This window comes from Fulvitalea axinellae, assembly GCF_036492835.1.
GTDB lineage: Bacteria > Bacteroidota > Bacteroidia > Cytophagales > Cyclobacteriaceae > Fulvitalea > Fulvitalea axinellae.
On record NZ_AP025314.1, the window covers coordinates 4,368,865 to 4,387,245 of the forward strand.

The 18,381-nt window shown below is 47.2% G+C and carries 14 protein-coding genes and 5 tRNA genes; 6 read left to right on the top strand and 13 right to left on the bottom strand.

What is annotated here, in order from left to right; genetic code table 11:
• Positions 1–247: 247 nt before the first annotated feature.
• The 11 genes from AABK39_RS27775 to AABK39_RS16960 all read right to left on the bottom strand — a co-directional run bounded on the left by AABK39_RS27775 (position 248) and on the right by AABK39_RS16960 (position 8,502).
• Complete coding sequence (locus AABK39_RS27775; protein WP_421825143.1) at positions 248–901, bottom strand: helix-turn-helix domain-containing protein; 654 nt, start codon at positions 899–901, stop codon at positions 248–250.
• 443 nt (positions 902–1,344) lie between these two features.
• Positions 1,345–2,568 carry an aspartyl protease family protein gene (locus tag AABK39_RS16915; protein ID WP_338392515.1) on the bottom strand — a complete coding sequence of 408 codons (1,224 nt, stop codon included), beginning with the start codon at positions 2,566–2,568 and terminating at the stop codon, positions 1,345–1,347.
• Positions 2,569–2,674: 106 nt separating this feature from the next.
• Positions 2,675–3,526 carry a metallophosphoesterase family protein gene (locus tag AABK39_RS16920; protein WP_338392516.1) on the bottom strand — a complete coding sequence of 284 codons (852 nt, stop codon included), beginning with the start codon at positions 3,524–3,526 and terminating at the stop codon, positions 2,675–2,677.
• Positions 3,527–3,528: 2 nt separating this feature from the next.
• The gene (locus AABK39_RS16925) at positions 3,529–3,897 is read right to left on the bottom strand and encodes a hypothetical protein (RefSeq protein ID WP_338392517.1); all 369 of its coding nucleotides are present in this window, start codon (positions 3,895–3,897) and stop codon (positions 3,529–3,531) included.
• A 476-nt stretch (positions 3,898–4,373) separates the two neighbouring features.
• Entirely contained in the window at positions 4,374–6,302 is a 1,929-nt protein-coding gene (locus AABK39_RS16930; RefSeq protein WP_338392518.1) for a glycoside hydrolase family 97 protein, read from the bottom strand.
• 200 nt (positions 6,303–6,502) lie between these two features.
• Positions 6,503–7,807: a DEAD/DEAH box helicase gene (locus tag AABK39_RS16935; protein ID WP_338392519.1), complete on the bottom strand. Its 1,305-nt coding sequence runs from the start codon at positions 7,805–7,807 to the stop codon at positions 6,503–6,505.
• Between the two features lie 175 nt (positions 7,808–7,982).
• Positions 7,983–8,056 (bottom strand) — tRNA-Asn (locus AABK39_RS16940).
• Between the two features lie 37 nt (positions 8,057–8,093).
• Positions 8,094–8,167, bottom strand: a tRNA-Asn gene (locus tag AABK39_RS16945).
• 37 nt (positions 8,168–8,204) lie between these two features.
• Positions 8,205–8,278: transfer RNA gene (locus AABK39_RS16950), tRNA-Asn, on the bottom strand.
• Between the two features lie 38 nt (positions 8,279–8,316).
• Positions 8,317–8,390: transfer RNA gene (locus AABK39_RS16955), tRNA-Asn, on the bottom strand.
• Between the two features lie 38 nt (positions 8,391–8,428).
• Positions 8,429–8,502: transfer RNA gene (locus tag AABK39_RS16960), tRNA-Asn, on the bottom strand.
• Positions 8,503–8,900: 398 nt separating this feature from the next.
• On the opposite strand from AABK39_RS16960, the gene AABK39_RS16965 reads away from it, so the two are divergent.
• Positions 8,901–10,403 carry a Do family serine endopeptidase gene (locus AABK39_RS16965; protein WP_338392520.1) on the top strand — a complete coding sequence of 501 codons (1,503 nt, stop codon included), beginning with the start codon at positions 8,901–8,903 and terminating at the stop codon, positions 10,401–10,403.
• Positions 10,404–10,507: 104 nt separating this feature from the next.
• Here the strand turns inward: AABK39_RS16965 and AABK39_RS16970 are convergent, their stop codons facing one another.
• Positions 10,508–11,623: a tetratricopeptide repeat protein gene (locus AABK39_RS16970; protein WP_338392521.1), complete on the bottom strand. Its 1,116-nt coding sequence runs from the start codon at positions 11,621–11,623 to the stop codon at positions 10,508–10,510.
• A gap of 61 nt (positions 11,624–11,684) precedes the next feature.
• Positions 11,685–12,650, bottom strand: a complete 966-nt coding sequence (locus tag AABK39_RS16975; protein ID WP_338392522.1) for an AAA family ATPase — start codon at positions 12,648–12,650, stop codon at positions 11,685–11,687.
• Between the two features lie 409 nt (positions 12,651–13,059).
• Here AABK39_RS16975 and AABK39_RS16980 point away from each other — a divergent pair, with 409 nt between their 5' ends.
• From AABK39_RS16980 to queG, 5 genes are all read left to right on the top strand, one after another.
• Positions 13,060–15,105 (top strand): OmpA family protein, encoded by a 2,046-nt coding sequence (locus AABK39_RS16980; RefSeq protein ID WP_338392523.1) that lies wholly within the window; start codon positions 13,060–13,062, stop codon positions 15,103–15,105.
• A gap of 153 nt (positions 15,106–15,258) precedes the next feature.
• Positions 15,259–15,507, top strand: a complete 249-nt coding sequence (locus tag AABK39_RS16985; protein WP_338392524.1) for a type B 50S ribosomal protein L31 — start codon at positions 15,259–15,261, stop codon at positions 15,505–15,507.
• 158 nt (positions 15,508–15,665) lie between these two features.
• A complete protein-coding gene (locus AABK39_RS16990) occupies positions 15,666–16,370 on the top strand; it encodes a YjjG family noncanonical pyrimidine nucleotidase (protein WP_338392525.1) in 705 nt (234 codons plus the stop codon).
• Between the two features lie 90 nt (positions 16,371–16,460).
• Positions 16,461–17,174, top strand: a complete 714-nt coding sequence (mnmD, locus tag AABK39_RS16995; protein WP_338392526.1) for a tRNA (5-methylaminomethyl-2-thiouridine)(34)-methyltransferase MnmD — start codon at positions 16,461–16,463, stop codon at positions 17,172–17,174.
• A complete protein-coding gene (gene queG, locus AABK39_RS17000; RefSeq protein ID WP_338392527.1) occupies positions 17,171–18,103 on the top strand; it encodes a tRNA epoxyqueuosine(34) reductase QueG in 933 nt (310 codons plus the stop codon). Before mnmD ends, queG begins: the two co-directional genes overlap by 4 nt.
• Positions 18,104–18,381: the final 278 nt, after the last annotated feature.

Here is an 18,381-nt window from a genome sequence, read left to right on the forward strand (position 1 = left end):
AATCCGTGCGGAATTTTTCTGTGTGGAAAAACTGACGTGTGCTAGCGCAACGCTTTTTTTGGTGTGGAAAAGATTGGGGAAAATTGTGGCTGGTAATTGTTTTTCGGAAAATATTGCGGTGGAAAAGTGGATAAGAAGGTGGAAAACTTCTGTTTACTTTACTGTTTTTGAGTGTGCCGGGCCTATTGGGGAAAAGTTTGTGGAAAAATGATGGCATTGGAGGGGTTTCGCCGGTTTTTGGGTGCGGTTAGGCCACGTTTTTCCACAGGGGTGTGGAAAACGAGGCTCTTTTTGGGGTGTGAGACAGGGCGTGCCCTGTCTGTACTGGGAAATTTTCGGGGATTTTTTTGATGATGTTAGTTTTGGGCGGTGTTTTCTGTTTTGTTTTTTCGGCTACAGCGGTTTTATCCACAGTTTTCCGGTGTTTTCCACTTTTGTCTTCCAGTGTGAGTATCCATTCGTAATAGGGTAGGTCGGAGAAGTTGTAGGGCTTTTGGCTCCAGTGGGCGTAAAGTGCGGGGGCTTTTTCTTTGTAGCGTTTCGGGAGTGTTTTTTTGCCGAGGCGCATATATTTGCTTAGATCGGAGAGCCAGGCTATTTGGTTGCGAGGAAAGCGTTCGCCGGGAACGTAGCGCCATCCGCGGCGGGCGGGACGGCGGAAACATATCGCGTAGAGGCGTTTTCGGGCCGTGTAGAGGCTTTCGGCTATTTCGGGGAGGTATTTGTCACCGGCCTTGTTTCGGCGCAATTCTCGGCTTACTGTAGAGGGCGCACGGTTTATGGTTTTGGCTATTTTGCGCAGGGAATATCCGTCCAGGTTTAGGTTGTGGATTATCAGGCGTTCGAAAAAATCGAGGTGCCGGTACAGGTGGGGTTTTTCTTTTGTTTCTCTGGCGCGCATTTTTCTTATTTTGTTTGCGCAGGTTTTGGGCCGGTTGGGAAATTAGGGAGAGAGGAGTGTGTGAGTTTTGTGCTTTTTATCAGTGATTTTCCGAAACCTCATGCATATGGCTTTTAGCATGCCCCAGTGTTACTTTTTCAGATGAAAAAGTAACCAAAAAATCTCTTTGGCTGTGAGGCCTGAGCTAAAATTTGACCCCACGGCCCTAAAATCTCCAAACTCCTTGCAGTCAGACAGTGGAGATTTTTTAACGGTCCGTGGGGCCAAATTTTTTAACGCTCATTCCTCAAGGCCGGGGAATGTTTTTGCTCTAATGTTCTTAAAATCTGACGATCAAATTAAAGATATATTCACCGCATTGTACCTAATACTCAATGATGCCAAAGACGCTAGCGACTTCGCTTGAATACTCTTTACGCTTTACTTTGTACTCTTTACTGAATTCAATCTTTCGGAAGCAATGAGCGTCGGCGTAGGGTTATGGCTTTTTCTTGGCCGTTGACCAGTATTACGGCGTCTATTTTGTCGCTGAGGATTTCCGAGGCTTTTGTGTTCCAGAAGTTGCAGAGTTCTTGGGTGGTAAGGTTGCGGACATTGTGCCCGTTTATGCTTATGAATTTCGCTCCGAACGGAATTTTCTCGTCGCCGGTGTGGCCTTCCCAGCTTCCGAGTATCTCTATGGAGTTATTTTTATAATTCGGGCCGAAGAAGTACGGATATCCGTTCAGTTCTTCGCGACCGAAATCGGCTACGGGATCCAGGCGCAGGGTTTTGGCTTTCCAGTCGAAGGTGACTATAAAGTGTTCGAAAAACCCGTTGCCGATAAGGTTGACGGATTTTGAGCCGAACTGTATAATCTGGTCTTTTAGCTCTACCGGACCTATTTCGAAGGTGGGTATGCGGGCGTAATAGTCGCGGGAAATGTTGGCGCCGTAGACGGAGAAGTTGCTTTGGCCGTCGGAAACGGCGTATGGTATGGCTTCGCGCTCGGAAATGGCGTCGAAAACGGCTTTGTTGGCGCTGAAGTCTCCGTTAAAGCCGGTGTCGAAGGTGAATTCGGTTTCTACATGACCCATTTTTACCAGTCCTTTGGCTCCACCGTAGGATTTGGCTTTCATTTTCAGCGTTATTCCGTTTGGCGATTGCGGCAACTCGCCTTTGTGGCCGGTTACGCGAATCACTTTGTTTTTGTAATCGATCTGCCACTTGGCTTTCCGCATCAAATTGCTGCCGATAATTCCGTGGAACTTTCCGCAGCCCAAAGCTTCGTTGAGCGAGGTCATATCGCCGGAAAAAGCGCCGGTTTTTTCAAACTTCACGCCCCCGATATCAAATTCGTCTACGGTAATATAACGGTTGATCTTGGCGCGCTGCGAAGAGCCGACAATCTCGCCCGACACGTTGTTGGATTTGTATCCGATATAGGGCAAAAGTTGTTCGTCGACCATGGTGAGGTCGTTGCCGGAGTCGAACATGAAATCGTAGTCGTTTCCGTCGATGGCCACTTTTATTTTGATCAGCCCGCCGTCATCTTCGAAAGGGAATTCGGCGGTGAAATTTTTCTCGGCGGTCCGGCCTTGCGTTACGGTGTGGTAACGTTTGTAAGTGGAGCAGGAAAACATGCCGGCCACGGCTATGGCCAGAAGAAGTGTACGTAAAACGCGCATACGCAAAGTTTTTTCACGGAACATGCCGCCGAGAATTCCGGCGGTTTATATCCGTGTAACTTGTGCGGGGGCGGTTGGTTGCGAAGAAATTGGCTATAAGCGGATATCAAAGGTATTTCCAACCAAAACGAGTGGCGCAAGAGAGCACTTTTTGTCCGACCTTCTGAATTTCGCCCAGTTTTCCGTTTTTCTTCTCTAGAACGATCATGCTTCCGGCTTCCAGTGCTCCTCCTTTGGAAAATTCCAGCTCTTTGATTTTACAGGTAACCGTTTTTCCATTGCTGTCTTTGCGCTCAAAAAACGGCTCGCCGGTATGGCCGTGAAAATGATACGCAAAAAAAGCGTTATCCAGCGAAAAGCGGATTTCGGGCATTCCGCCAACTCCTCCGTTTCCGGTGGCCTTATCGTGAGTCAAAAGTAGGTCGAAACCGTTAGCCTTCTTCAGCGCTTTGCGGATTTCCCGGCGTTCATAATCCTGGACGTAACGTTTATTGTCACGATTTTTTGGGTCCCCTATTCTACCTATGCCCAGAAAAGAGATTTTCTCTCCATTTTTTTCGAAAGACAACGGTTTTCCGCTTTTGCAAAACCAAACTTTGCCGTAAGCATCCACGGGAAATATATCGCTATCCGGGTTTTCGGCTTCAAGCCGGTCCAAAAAATCATGGTCCTCATGATTTCCCCGAACACAAACCATTTTTACGTCCACCCGATCCAGAAAAGACCTAATCTCTTCTTTCTCACGCACGAAGTCGTCATGAAAACCCAGTTCATCGGGATCTTCTTCCGCATACCTTAACGTAGCCTTGTCCAAAACCGATAAATCCGGAAAAGCTCCAACGTCGCCACACTGCAAAATCAAATCTATTTTCTTTCCCGTCTCATTTTGGTAGGCGTCCACCAATTTGAACGGAAGAAGAATTTTGCCGTGTATATCCGAAAAAATGGCGATTCTCATACTCAATCTTTTAATCCTGTATGCCTTCTAAATTCGAACAAAACCATTGTCCAATCCACAGGAAGGCCACTGTCGAGCCTGCTGTTTCCGTACTGCCAACTCCAGCGCAAAAGTGACCATTCGAGTTTTTCGGTCTGATCCGCGGTGAGACCTTTTTCTACGTGCTTGGCTATTTTCAAAAAGGCTTTGCGCTGTCTGGCCACTTCGTTTTTGTAGTCGATGTGGTCGAGGTGTACGGAGCGAGCGCAAAATTCTTCGATGCCTTTTTGGGCTTGCGGGTATTTCTTGAAAAATCGGTCGGAGTCCGCGGCTTGGGCGGTGGTTAGCGCTCCGAAAATGAAAAGGGCCAACGCCACTGTCAATCTTCTCATAAAAATCTGGAAAGTTTAATTTGGGCAATGGATAAAGAGTCGGTTATTTCGATTTTCTGAAATCAGAGCGCTTCGAAACCTTCAGATTTCGGGTTTTAAGATGCTCCGGTGTCACTTTTTGAGATCAAAAAGTGACCAAAAAATCTCTTCGGCTGTGAGGCCTGAGCTAAAATTTGGTTCCACAGCCCTAAAATCACCAAACTCCTTGCAGTCAAACAGTGGATATTTTTTAACGGTCCGTGGAACCAAATTTCTTAACGCTCATTCCTCAAGGCCAGCTTATTTTACCGAAAGCTTACTGAGTCTCTCTCTATTTTACCGCTTTTGAAATTACAAAGTTTGTTACGGGCCAAAGGCCTTGAAATTTTCATTAAAAATACCGCTTTCGATTTTTTATCGGAATTCGGGAACGAAAAAAGGAGCCCCGAAACGGAGCTCCTTGCGAATTTTCACCTAGAAATTCGACTTTTCAGGTCTTAGGCGGGGCGGATCCAAACAGCGTGTCCGCCGCCGGGAGCCATCTTGGCTTTCAGTACCGTTTTGTTGTCCACGGTTATTTCGCGGATTTTGTAGCTTTCCTTATTGTTTTCGTAGTGCGAGTCGGGAGTGTCTTCGTAGAGCGTGGCGCGGTATTTCTTTCCGTTCTCCAAAAAGTCGAGGGAAATGTCGAGCGAACGGGAGTCGCGATTTGTTAGGCTACCGAGGAACCACGCGTCACCGGCGGGGCGGGCAACGGTGATATATTCGCCGATTTCTCCGTTAAGCACTCGGAGCCCGTCGAAATTCACCGGTTGTTCGCGGATAAATTCGAAGATGTCCGCTTTTTTCTCGTACTCTTCCGGCGCGTCGGGCAAAACTGTCCATCCGCTGAAGACTACTGCGGTCTTGGCTGTTTCGGCGGCTACGGTTCCGGGCAAAACTTGGAAAACTTTTTGGCGACTATGCGCTTCGTTCAGCCCGTACCAGCCGTTAGTCATATCGAGCGGTCCAGCGATCATATTCACGAACGGCGCGGTCACGGCCGTTTCCGGATAATACGAACGCTTGGCATCGGCTTGCGCATGACAATATTCGCGAGCCATTACGTTTGGAAAAGCCCGGCGATCGCCACTCGGAGGCACTGGGCCGTCGTGAAAATCGACCATCAGCTCGTTTTTCGCACAAAGTTCGATGACTTTGCGGGTGTGCTCCACTTTGTCTTGGCCTTTTCCTTTCATAAAACCGTACTTGACGCCCACTCCGCCCCAGTCATGAAATTGTTTGAGCACGCGTTCCAAACCGAAGCGTTTTGCGCCCACGTCGTTGAGATAAAGAATTATCCCTACGTTTTTGGCTTTGGCGTAAGCCATCACTTCTTCGATGTTCACGGCGCCTTCGGAAGAAGTCGGATCAGATTCTTTGGCGAATTCCGGGCCGTACCAATTGGCGTCGATGATCAGGTGTTGCACGTTATTTTTCGAAGCGAAATCGATGAATCTTTTATGCGACGCCGTATTCTGGGCGTAAACGAAGCCGTCAGGCGCTTGGTAGTCCATTACGCGCCAATCCCAGAGCACTTTTCCGGGCTTTATCCAAGAGGTTTTCGTGAGTTTCAGTTCGGGGTTCAGGTTCATCACCAAATCTGACTCTACCAAATCGCCCGGTTTTTCGCCGACCAAAACGGTTCGCCAAGAAGTCGGCGTTCCGCCCGTGGCTTTGGAAGGGGCGGAAGAAAGCCCGAAACTTTTTTCGCCCGCAGAAACGAGCTTGAAAGGGGCCAAATCAAAAATTCCGGCCTCATGGATGGCGAAATAGCGGTTTGCGTTCGCTTTGGCCACTAGCGGAAGGTGGATTCCTTTTTTCTTGTGATTTCCCTTCCCTTTTACGCTTAAAATTTTTGAGGCGGGAACCGGCCCGAGATTATGGCGCTCGCCGTTCGCCGCCCAGCAAGTAAAGTCATCGGACATATTAAATGTGGAAGCCTCTGACAAAATTTTGACTTCTTTCGCTCCTTCGGGAAGGATGTAACGAAAAGCGAAGCCGTCGTTGTACAGCCGCATTACCAAGCCGAGTTTTTTTCCGTTTTTCTCGAAATCGAAACGGTATTCTCGGTGTTCGTCACGAACGATTTTATTTTTTCCCCAAACTGGTTGCCAAGAATAGGAAGCCTGAAGTTCGCGAACGGAATTAATATTCACGCTGTCGCTAAAATCGGCGAGATCGGTGACTAGGCCCAAGCGCGAGTTAATAAAAAGAGTGTCTTTGCCCGCAAGGCAAGTAAAAACGGGTTTGCCTCCGTCGTTGCGGAATAAAACTTTAAGATTTCCGTCGGGCGAAACCATTTCGGTGGAGAACGGCGACGAACATGCGCAAAAACAGAATAGTACGGCGCAGAGATAACCGGCGTAAAGCGATGCTTTTTTCATATTCAAAAATTAAATCGTGTCGGCCCGCAAGAAAAAGAAAGGCGTGAGCAAAGGGGCCGAACTTTTAGGCAAACTCGGGTATTCTTGTTGAAATGTGCGCGAAAAAACAATAGTGATGGCTTAGGCGTGAATTATTTCGCACAAAAAAAGCGTCCGGGTTTCGGACGCTGAATTTTTTCTGACGCAAAAGGGCGTGTTATTTATGAGCGTTTTCCGCCGCGGTTACCGCCGGATTTTCTTCTTCCGCCGTTTCCTTTTCCACCGCGTTGCGGTCTGCGGCGGCCACCGCCTCCGCCACGGGAATAATTTCCTCCGCCGCCTTTTCCGCCGGTATATTCGGGTTGTTTTCCGTAAACCTCTTCCGGCAGGCTAACTTTCGGAATCTCTTTTCCGATGAGTTCTTCCACGCGGGCAAAATTACCTTGGTCCCTTTTGGTGATAAATGTCATGGCCAGACCTTTGCGTTGCGCACGGGCGGTACGGCCTACGCGGTGCACGTAATCTTCGGGATCTTTCGGCACGTCGTAGTTCATCACCAAGCTGATGTCTTCCACATCGATTCCCCTCGACAAAATATCCGTAGCGATCAGCACATGGACTTTTTTGTTGCGGAATTCCATCAAAACTTCCTCGCGTTCCTGTTGGTCAAGATCGGAGTGCAGGCCTTTCGCCGCCACTTTCGCTCGGCGCAGTTGTTTGGCCAGTTCGTCTACTTTTGATTTTGTAGAACAGAAAATTATTACGGCCGGAAGTTCTTCCTCTTTTCCACGGAGCAAATCCACGATGACCGGAATTTTCTGCTCCTCGTACACCATGTAGGCGCCCTGAAGAACGCCTTCGGCGGTTTTCGAGACTGCAATTGTGATTTCTTCGGGCTCGTTGAGAAGTTCTTTGGCCAATTTCCGGATTTTCGGAGGCATAGTCGCCGAGAACATCAGCGTCTGCCTTTCCTGCGGCAATTGGTTGGCGATCTCCATAATATCGTTGAAGAATCCCATATCGAGCATTCGGTCGGCTTCGTCGAGAATCAAGTGCGTTACGCCACTCATATCCACGTAGCCTTGCTTCATATGGGCGATCATACGGCCAGGTGTGGCGATCACCACATCCGCACCGCGAACCAACGCGCTCCGTTGGGTTTCCCAGTTGGCTCCTGAGCTGCCGCCGTAAATCGCGATTCCGCTGACGGACAAAAAATAACCGAAACCTTCGAGTTGCTGGTCGATCTGAAGCGCCAGCTCGCGGGTAGGCACCACTACCATAACCCTGATTTTCTCCGAAGGATTCTTTTCCAACTCATTAATAACCGGCAACAAAAAAGCGGCTGTCTTTCCTGTTCCGGTTTGGGCGCAAGCGATCAAATCTTTGCCACCCATAATAACCGGAATGGCTTTTCCCTGTATCGGAGTGGCTTTTTCAAAACCCATCGACACCAGGCTGTCCTCTAACGCCGGCTCAAAATCAAACTCATCAAAAGTAACTATATTGGCTTCCTCTTCTTTCACGTAACAATCTTGGTTATAGTAATTGATTTATACCGGAACGGAATAGGTAATATCGAAAAAGATCAGGCAATTTGAAACGTTCCGTACAAAAATAACACCATCAAAAGGCCTAAACCTCTGGATCCGGATAGAAATAGGCATAAAAAAAACCGGAACCTTTCGGACTCCGGTTTTGCTCCTCTTCTTGGACTCGAACCAAGGACCCTCTGATTAACAGTCAGATGCTCTAACCAGCTGAGCTAAAGAGGAATGTTTATTCCTACGCAAGAACGGTAGCCTAAGCTTGCTCCTCTTCTTGGACTCGAACCAAGGACCCTCTGATTAACAGTCAGATGCTCTAACCAGCTGAGCTAAAGAGGAATATTTATTCCTGCGTAAGAATGGTAGCCTAAGCTTGCTCCTCTTCTTGGACTCGAACCAAGGACCCTCTGATTAACAGTCAGATGCTCTAACCAGCTGAGCTAAAGAGGAATGTTTATTCCTACGCAAGAATTGTAGCCGTAGGCTTGCTCCTCTTCTTGGACTCGAACCAAGGACCCTCTGATTAACAGTCAGATGCTCTAACCAGCTGAGCTAAAGAGGAATGTTTATTCCTGCGTAAGAATGGTAGCCGTAGGCTTGCTCCTCCTCTTGGACTCGAACCAAGGACCCTCTGATTAACAGTCAGATGCTCTAACCAGCTGAGCTAAGGAGGAATGTTAAATCCCGCTTCCCGGTACCGTTAAAGGCTGTTTCCGAGATGGGAGTGCAAATATGCATGAGTCCGTTTAATAATCCAAACCCTTGAGCTAAAATATTCGGCAAAACAAAACCACTAAAAACAAGTCCCTGACACTCAGACCGCAGAAACCGGAGCTTCAAAAGTATTATTCTGATATACTCCCAAGTAGCGTCTAGATTAGGCTTTTTTAGGTATGTTAAAAAATGTTAATACTAAAACCACTTTAAAAAAGTGTGCGTAAAAAGATTTCAGAAGTTTAGGACGCCCGCCAGCATTTATTTTTCCGGAATAACGGGGCATTCAAGAACTTCTTGCGTTTTTTTAAGTTTAGAACACGAAACTTACGTTCAAGGTACTCAAAAAGTCGGCAATATGAAGAAGAGGCATTTGCTCTTAACCGCAGTCACCGCGGCCCTTATCGGGGGCCTGACCGCCATCGGCGGCATTGCCTATTGGGGCAACAGTGACGACCAATCCTATGACCAACCTGCCGCCACAGAAACGGCGGGGCGCCAAAATATCCAGTTCGCCAACCTTCCGGCAACCAACGCTCAAGGTCTTCCCAGTGATTCTGACCTAAACTTCGTGGATGCGGCCAAGGCCACCACTCCCGGAGTGGTCCATATCAAAACATTTTATGAAACATCGGGCGGAGGCCAAATGGTAGATCCTCTGGAAGAATTTTTCGGCTTTCGCAGAAGGCGTCAGGGCCCTCCACAAAGAGCCGAAGCCTCAGGGTCGGGGGTGATTATCACTACCGACGGCTATATCGCCACGAACAATCACGTGGTGGAAAACGCCGACGAAGTGGAAGTGACATTGCACGACAACCGTCAGTTCCGCGCAAAAGTAATCGGTACGGATCCTCGTACAGATATGGCTTTGATTAAAATCGACGCTGAAAATCTCTCAGCGATTCCATACGGCGATTCTGACGCTTCGCAAGTCGGGGAGTGGGTATTGGCTGTGGGCAACCCCTTTAACCTGACGTCAACCGTAACCGCCGGTATTATCAGCGCCAAAGGGCGAAACATCAATATCCTGAGAAACGAGGAATACGGAATTGAGTCGTTTATCCAAACTGACGCAGCCGTAAACCCTGGTAATAGCGGAGGCGCTTTGGTAAACCTTCGCGGTGAGTTGATCGGCATTAACAGCGCCATCGCTTCGCCGAACGGGGCCTATGCGGGCTATTCGTTTGCGGTTCCTGTCACGATCGTCAAGAAAGTGATGTCCGATTTGAAAGAATACGGCGTAGTGCAACGCGCTATCCTAGGTGTTCAAATCAGAACCATCAATGCGGAACTCGCCAAAGAGCACGACCTTGACACATACAGCGGTGTTTATGTAGCCGGAGTACAAGAAGCCAGCGCCGCGGAAAAAGGAGGGATTGAAAAAGGCGATGTTATCACAGCCGTTGACCAGCACAAAGTTACAAGCGTAGCCGAACTTCAGGAAGCGATTGCCCAATACAAACCGGGCGACAAAGTACAGCTTACATACTTGAGAGGTTCCAAGAAAAGCAAAGCGACTGTAACGTTGCAAAACTTCTTCGGCAAGACTACGGCCGTGAAAAACCCAGAGGGTGAAACTTTCGATTTTAACGGAGCTTCGTTTGCGGATATTTCACAGAAAATGGCGCAGAAGCTGAATATCAAAGGCGGAGCGCAAATCGTGAAATTGGGAGACGGTATCTGGAAAAAAGCCGGAATGCAAAAAGGCTTTATCATCACCGGAATTGACCGTCAGCCAATAGACAATATCCAGGATTTGGCTTCCACCCTTCGCTACGTACAAAGAGCCAGAGGCGGTATCCTGATCGAGGGGGTTTATCCGAACGGTCAGACCGCTTACTACGGTATCGGTACGAAATAAGAGCCAAAAACTCAAGCATAACAAAAGGCGACATCATTAGGTGTCGCCTTTTATCATTTTGAATTTTAGTACTAAAATTCAATTTCTTACAAATTGCTATAAAGCTACAGCAACTCTTCCAAAGCTTTTCCTACCACATCATAGCGTTTCACTTTGTTGGCTTTTTTTAGATATTCTTTTGCTTTCGTATCGTTTCCTTCGTCCAACTCCAACCTTCCTAACTCTAGCCACGCCATGCTTTGGAAATGCTCAAAGTATTTGTTTCTGGAAAGGTCCATTTCCGTGGCGAACAGGAAAAGGCGCTTGGCTTTCTCCAGATCTCCATTTTCTTTTGCTTGGAAACCTTGGAATAAACTGCCCAGCTTACGGAGTTCCTCATCATTCCCCTTAGAGATCAAGCTTCCTAAATGACTGGCTTTTTCATAGTCATTCACACGCACACAAGCCTCCGCATATAAACTCGCAAAAACTTTATTATTCGGAAAGACCTCATGTAGATATTTCGCATGCGGAAAAGCCCTTGCAAAATCGCTCTCATATCTCAACAAAACGTGAGTAAGGTAAAATCTCGACTCGGTTCCGCTATAAACGGCTTTCTCGGAAGCTTCTTCCAATTGGTTTAGACCCTGTTCAAGATCCCCGCTCCTGAAAAACCAGACAAATGGTTTGTAAAGCGGATGCCTTTCGGGAAAAGTGACTCTGAAATAATTATAAATCCCGGTCGTACACAAAAACTCGGGGTATTCGTCACATAACTCAAAACCCTCCTTCAGGTAACCGTACATAGATTTGGCCGCCCCGGCCGCTTTGTACGATTTCTCCGCCAAGTAATACTGCTCCGCCATAAGGCCGTAAGCGGCCATGGCCAAAAATTTCATCTCATCAGTCCTAAGCTTTTTATCCTTGTCTTCAACCTGTTCGGTTACCCGCGCCAGCATCTCCAAAGTGCCAGTGCTAGCAGGCGGTTTCTTGTACGAAGCGCCATAAGCCCAGCGCAACTTCAACGCTTGAAGTACCCCGATAACCGGATGGTCGCCCATTTGTGCTTTCAAGCTCGAAATTTCAGCCGAAGCCGAAGCTGAATCCGCATTGTAAATATGCCTTAAAGTAAGCATGACCTGCTCTTTCAACGGCTCTAGATCCTTATCCAGCACCTTCTCCCCCGCTTTGCCAGTCACTACGCATACCAACACCAATAGAATCGAAAAGACCGTTCTCATGTCTGCTTATTTTCTGAAAAAAAACTCACGATAGCTTACACCCAAACCCGCAACTCCTAAATTATAGCAGATCTCCGATAATAGCCTCTACCGAGATACCTTCGGCCTCGGCTTTAAAGTTTCTTAATATTCTATGCCTCAAAATCGGAGTGGCTACCGATTTCACGTCATCTATTTCGGGAGAATACCTGCCGTTAAGCAACGCATTACACTTTGCCGCCACGATCAGGTATTGTGAGGCTCTTGGACCGGCTCCCCAATCCAGATATTGCTTTGTGATATTAGGAGCGTGATCTCCCGTCGGGCGAGTCTTGTGAACGAGTTTCACTGCATATTCGACCACATTATCAGGAACCGGAACCCTGCGGACAAGCGCTTGGTAAGCCAAGATTTCTTCCTTGTCTATTATCTTGGACGCCTCTTCGAGTTTTTCCATCGTAGTGGCTTTCACTATCTCCACTTCATGCTCGTAAGTAGGATAATCCAATTGGATATTGAACATGAATCTGTCAAGCTGAGCCTCTGGCAACGGATATGTTCCTTCCTGTTCGATAGGGTTTTGAGTAGCCAACACGAAAAACGGCTCGTCAAGCTTAAAGTGCTTTCCGGCTACGGTCACTGTTTTTTCCTGCATAGCCTCAAGCAACGCCGACTGAGTCTTGGGTGGCGTACGGTTGATTTCGTCGGCCAGAATAATATTTGCGAAAATTGGCCCTTTGATAAAAACGAAATTTCTGTCTTTATCCAACGTCTCCGCACCCAAGATATCCGAAGGCATCAAGTCCGGAGTAAACTGTATCCGGCTGAAACTTAAATCTAGGGCATCGGAAATAGTCTTGATCAAAAGGGTTTTCGCCAAACCGGGCACTCCCACCAACAGACTGTGAGCCCTACAAAAAATGGACGTCAACACCTGCCGGACCACCTCGTCCTGCCCTATGACCACTTTCCCGATTTCCTTCGTGAGGCGGTTATAAGCCTCGTATAGGTGCTTCGCTGCTTCGACGTCCGAATCAAATGTTTTCATGTCAATTTATTTTTTCTAAATCCTACGGTCAGTAAAAGGTAGTTGAGCAATTTTCGTGGCAGAAAAATTTTTTCGCAACACATAAGAGAAAAACTAGGCCAAAAAAACCAAGTCTTTTTCGTCATCAAGACACTTTAACTATGGATAAGCTCAAAGGATAAAACTATAAGCGTATTCCGCCACAATACCCACAATCTACAAAAATCAGCATTTTTGGCTTCAATTTTTCCCGTTTATGTTCCCCAAACCAACATGCGAAACGTCCTCTTTAACTTTTTTTATGGATAGTGTGTCTTTTGGTAGCGTATGAATGGCATATTTTTTTAACTTAATCCGTAGCGGTCACAGTATGCTGTAAAATTTACGGCTACAGGCCATCTCAGGTACAAATAATTCCGTTAGTTCTACTATGGGAAAAAGGATCACCATCATAATCACCGTATTGCTCGTAACAGTTGCCTCTTGTTTGGCCCAAGGCCAATTAAAGAAGGGGATCAAAAAGCTGGAACGCGGCGAATATCAGGTAGCGATAAAATATTTTGAGAAGCAGGCCCGAAGCGGTTTGGCTGTCGGCGAAGCCCAGTTTTATATCGGCGAATGCTACCGGCTTTCCAACCGTATTCCCTTGGCCGAAAAGCACTACAAGCTGGCCATCGAAAACAATGCGACATCCGACGACGCTCCATACTTCTACGCCAAGGCTCTGGTCAGCAACGAAAAATACAGTTTGGCCAAAGAGACCTTATTGAATCACAGGGAAAGTGTAGAAGAAAACCGCCCGGAAGAGGAGGAAAATGAAGGCGAAACGGACAGAAAGCTGGCGAGAATCGACAAGCTTTTGAACAATATCGATGCTCTGGAAAGCCTCAAAGAAAAGAAGGCCGTATTCCGGGTGAAAAACCTTACCCGCATAAATACAGAGAACGCCGAATATTCTCCTTTCTACCATAAAGGCTACCTCTATTTTACTTCAACCAGAGGCGGCGGTGACATCTACAAAGCCACTGGAGGTGCCTTTTCGGCAATTTACAGGGCTAAAACCAAAGGCGCCATCATCGACACGACCTCGATCGAGCGCCTCGGAAAGCTCTTCAATACAGAAGGCATAAACGAAGGGTGCTTCGCCTTGGCTCCGAATGGGAAAACGGCGATTTTCGCCAGAGGCAACAGCACCAAGCGCAAAAGCACGAAGGATGTCAATATCTATATTACGCGCTTTGTGAAAGGATCTTGGACCGATCCCAAGCTGATGAAACTCAACCATCCGGACAGCTGGAATTCCACACCTGTGTTCAGCGTAGATGGAAATACGATTTATTTTTCATCGAACCGGAGTGGCGGGTACGGCGGTCTTGATCTCTACGCAGCTACAAGAGACAGCCGAGGTTCTTTTAGCAACGTCCGCAATATGGGGCCACAGATCAACACTATCGGCAACGAGATGTTCCCATACGTAGCCCGAGACAGGTCTTTCTACTTCGCGTCCGACGGTCACGCCGGCTTCGGTTCCCTCGACCTCTTTACGGCGGAAAGGGAAAATGGGACTATAGTGGTCAAAAACCTCGGAATGCCGGTCAACTCCGCTTCCGACGACTTCGGATTATTCCTTTTCAGCCAAGGCAAAGGCTTCTTCTGCTCCAACCGTCCCGGCGGATCGGGCGATGATGACATCTACACCTTTATCAATACCGATCCCAACAGAAAAACCGTCAATTACTTCCTGAACGGCCAAGTGCTGGCATCCGAAAACGGACCTGACACGCCAGAGCCAACTTTAGCCGATTCCGAAGTGACGCTTTTCTCTTCTACCGGAGAAGTACTAGGAAAAGCCACCAGCGACAAAGACGGCAAATTCCGGTTCAGAGTCTACCCTGAAGAAGAATACCAGCTCATGGCAATTAAGACCGACTACCTAACTGGCAGGTCGAACTTCTCCATGATCGGCAAGACCGTTCCGCAAGAACAACTCGTCAAGCAAGTTACCGAAAAGGAATACTCTACTCGGATTTATCTCAACAAACTCGAAATCAACAAGTCGATTGTACTTGAGAATATTTACTACGACTTTGACAAGTCGGATATCCGCCCCGACGCGGCAATAGAACTTGACAAACTCGTTGACATTCTAAAAGACAATCCGAAAATCAAGATCGAGCTCAGCTCACATACCGATAGCAAAGGTGAGGCAGACTATAACCTTGACCTCTCGCAGCGCCGGGCGGAATCGGCGGTTAGCTATATCATCACCAAAGGCATAGATCCAAATCGGATAGTGGCCAAAGGTTACGGCGAATCGGTGCCAATAGCCGCCAACACCAACCCCGACGGAAGCGACAATCCGGAAGGAAGGCAGAAAAACCGTAGAACCGAATTCAAGGTTATTGATATCATGAAAGAGGAAGCCCCTGACAAGAAACCGAAAGGCGACTTGGAGCAACAGCTTTTCGGAGGCTAAACAACCGTCCTCATATATAGTCTAAGAATACGATGGGCAACCTTTACCAAATGAGCCAATACTTTAAACCAAAAGGCTTTGCATCAAAAGATTATCTTATTACCTTTGCCCCTCGTTTGGAGTTTGGACAAGAAATATAATTTACTATTCGATATGAAAAAGGACATTCACCCAGAATACAGGCCTGTTGTATTCCACGATTTGTCTAACGACGACAAATTCATCACTCAGTCAACTGTAGTTACAAAAGACACTATCGAATGGGAAGACGGGAATACTTACCCTGTCGTTAAAGTCGAAGTTAGCTCGACTTCTCACCCGTTCTATACAGGTAAGCAAGGTGCCATCCGTACCACTGGACGTGTTGAGCGCTTCAACAAAAAATACGGAAAGAAGAGCTAAGCTCATCCCGTATCGAAGACATTCTGATAAAGCCCCGCCATACAGGCGAGGCTTTTTTTGTACAAAGTCCAGAAAACTACCAAAATATATATCTTTTTTGGCCTTGGCTTTGCCAACCCTTAACTTTAGCTATAGCACAAAAGCCAAAACACTAGCCTATGCCACGCTACAAGCATCTCTTTTTTGACCTCGACCACACGCTTTGGGATTTTGAACGAAATTCTACCGAGACACTTATTTTTCTTTTCGAAAAGTATGACTTGACCCGGCATGGATTCTCCGCCAATGATTTTATCGCTAGTTACCAAAGAATAAACAAGGAATTTTGGAGCCTTTATAACCAGGACAAAATCAGCAAGGAAAAAATCCGGACACAGCGATTCCCCAAAGCCCTTCTTGAGCTTGGCACTCCCGAAAACGAAATACCGGACAACATCGGGGACGAATTCCTAATGTTGTGCCCAAGAAAGCCCCACGTTATCGGTAACGCCCACGGAATTCTCGAAAGGCTCGCACCGCATTATTCCTTGCATATCATCACCAACGGTTTTCTGGAATCCCAAACCACAAAGCTGGCCTGTAGCGGTCTCGGAACTTATTTCGACATTATGGTAACTTCCGAGTGTATGGGTAGCAAGAAACCCAACCGGAAGATTTTCGATTACGCTTTACAAAAAGCGAACGCACAACCTTCAGAATCCATTATGATCGGCGACAATCTGTCCGATGACATTCTGGGCGCAAAAGACGCGGGAATTGACCAAGTCTATTACAATCCGGAAGCCACGAACCATAATGAAGACATCACTTTCGAGATTAAAGACCTTTCGGAACTGGAAAACATCTTCATCTCACAGACATAATGAACATCCTTTACTTTCCAATCTCCTGAGACCAATCGATTCTGGAAAAGTAATTAAATTCGCACCCTAACGTTACTGAAAAGCGTTAGTTTGACGCTTAAAGACACATTCTCTGAAAAAATGCCGACGGTAAACATCATAGAGACCGAGGACGGTTCTCACTCTTTATTTGTACCCGAACTCGACGAAACTTATCACTCCTCGCACGGAGCGGTCAATGAGTCCATACACGTTTTTATCAAAGCTGGAATAGAGCATTTTGTCGCAAATAATCCCGGCGAGAAGATCCGGATTCTGGAAGTGGGATTCGGGACAGGACTAAACGCACTGCTTACCGCCCAAAAAGCGTCGGAGTCAGCTTTTCAGATCGAATATCATACGCTGGAAGCATTTCCGTTAGACGAAGACATCGTCTCCACACTCAATTACCCTGAGAAGATCGGAGGGGACAATCTTGAGGAGCTGTTCCAAGAAATGCACGCCCAGAAATGGGGAAAACCTTTCAGCCTTTCGAAAAACATGACAATGCTGAAAACCCACGCCAAACTTCAAGCCACTACGCTGGAAGACAATGCGTATGACCTAGTATATTTCGACGCCTTCGCCCCCAGCAAGCAATCGGATATGTGGACTCTGGATGTCTTGAAAAAAGTAGCGGACAGCATTGCTCCCGGCGGTTCTCTTGTCACTTATTGCGCACGCGGACAGTTCAAAAGAGACCTGAAAGCCTTAGGCTTGGATGTGGAAAGCCTCCCGGGACCACCTCCAAAAAAAGAAATGGTAAGGGCGTCCCGCACACGATGAAAAACCATAGCGAATTTATCAAACGCAAAGCTACGGAACTTGGCTTTGCGTTTTGTGGCATATCCAAAGCCGGTTATCTGGAAGACGAAGCCAGACATCTGGAAAATTGGCTCAACCAAGGCATGAATGGCCAAATGGGATATATGGCCAACCACTTCGACAAGCGGGTGGATCCGACTAAACTCGTCGAAGGAGCCAAATCCGTGGTCAGCTTGGCCTACAACTACTACCCGGAACAAGACCTTGCCCAAGACGGCAATTACAAAATAGCAAAATACGCCTACGGCAAAGACTACCACTTTACGCTCAAAGCCAAACTCCGCCAGCTAATGGACGCCATTCAGGAAGAAGTGGGCGCCGTGGAAGGCCGGGCCTTTGTAGATTCCGCTCCGGTACTGGAACACGCCTGGGCACAACGCGCAGGCCTGGGTTGGGTTGGTAAACACAGCCTTTTGCTCAACCGCCAAATGGGCTCTTTCTTTTTCCTCTCCGAATTGATTATCGATTTGGAACTGGAACCCGACGGGCCAGTCAAAGACTATTGTGGCACATGTACAAAATGTATCGACGCCTGCCCCACTGACGCCATAGTAGCGCCTAAAACCGTGGACGGGAGCCGATGTATCTCTTACCTCACAATCGAACTGAAAGACGAAATACCAAGCGAATTCGCAGGGAAGACAGAGAACTGGATGTTCGGTTGCGACATCTGCCAAGACGTTTGTCCGTGGAACCGTTTTTCAAAGCCACACAACGAACCCGACTTTATGCCTCACGAAGATTTGGGAAAACTGAACAAAAAGGATTGGGAAGAGATAACCAGAGACGTTTTCAATGAAATTTTCAGAAAATCAGCGGTAAAAAGGACCAAACTGGAAGGGTTGACAAGAAACATCAACTTTATTAAAGGTAATTCAACCAAAAAGTGATATTCCCGAAACCTTACGGTCCAATTTTCGCTATAATACTTTATATACAAACAAAAAAGGAAAGCGGGCCTCCGCACCCACTTTCCTTTATCAAAAAGTATTTTTAGCAGTAAGCGCCGATTAAAAAATTAGCGCTTACCGAAAAGATATCGCACTCAAGGCGAAAAATCACCGTCACAAAAATATCTTTCGCTTTACTTTTTTAAACTACTCTTAAGGTAAACAAAGCCATGATTATCACCAAATGACCTTTAATTATTAACAAGTATTGATAATTT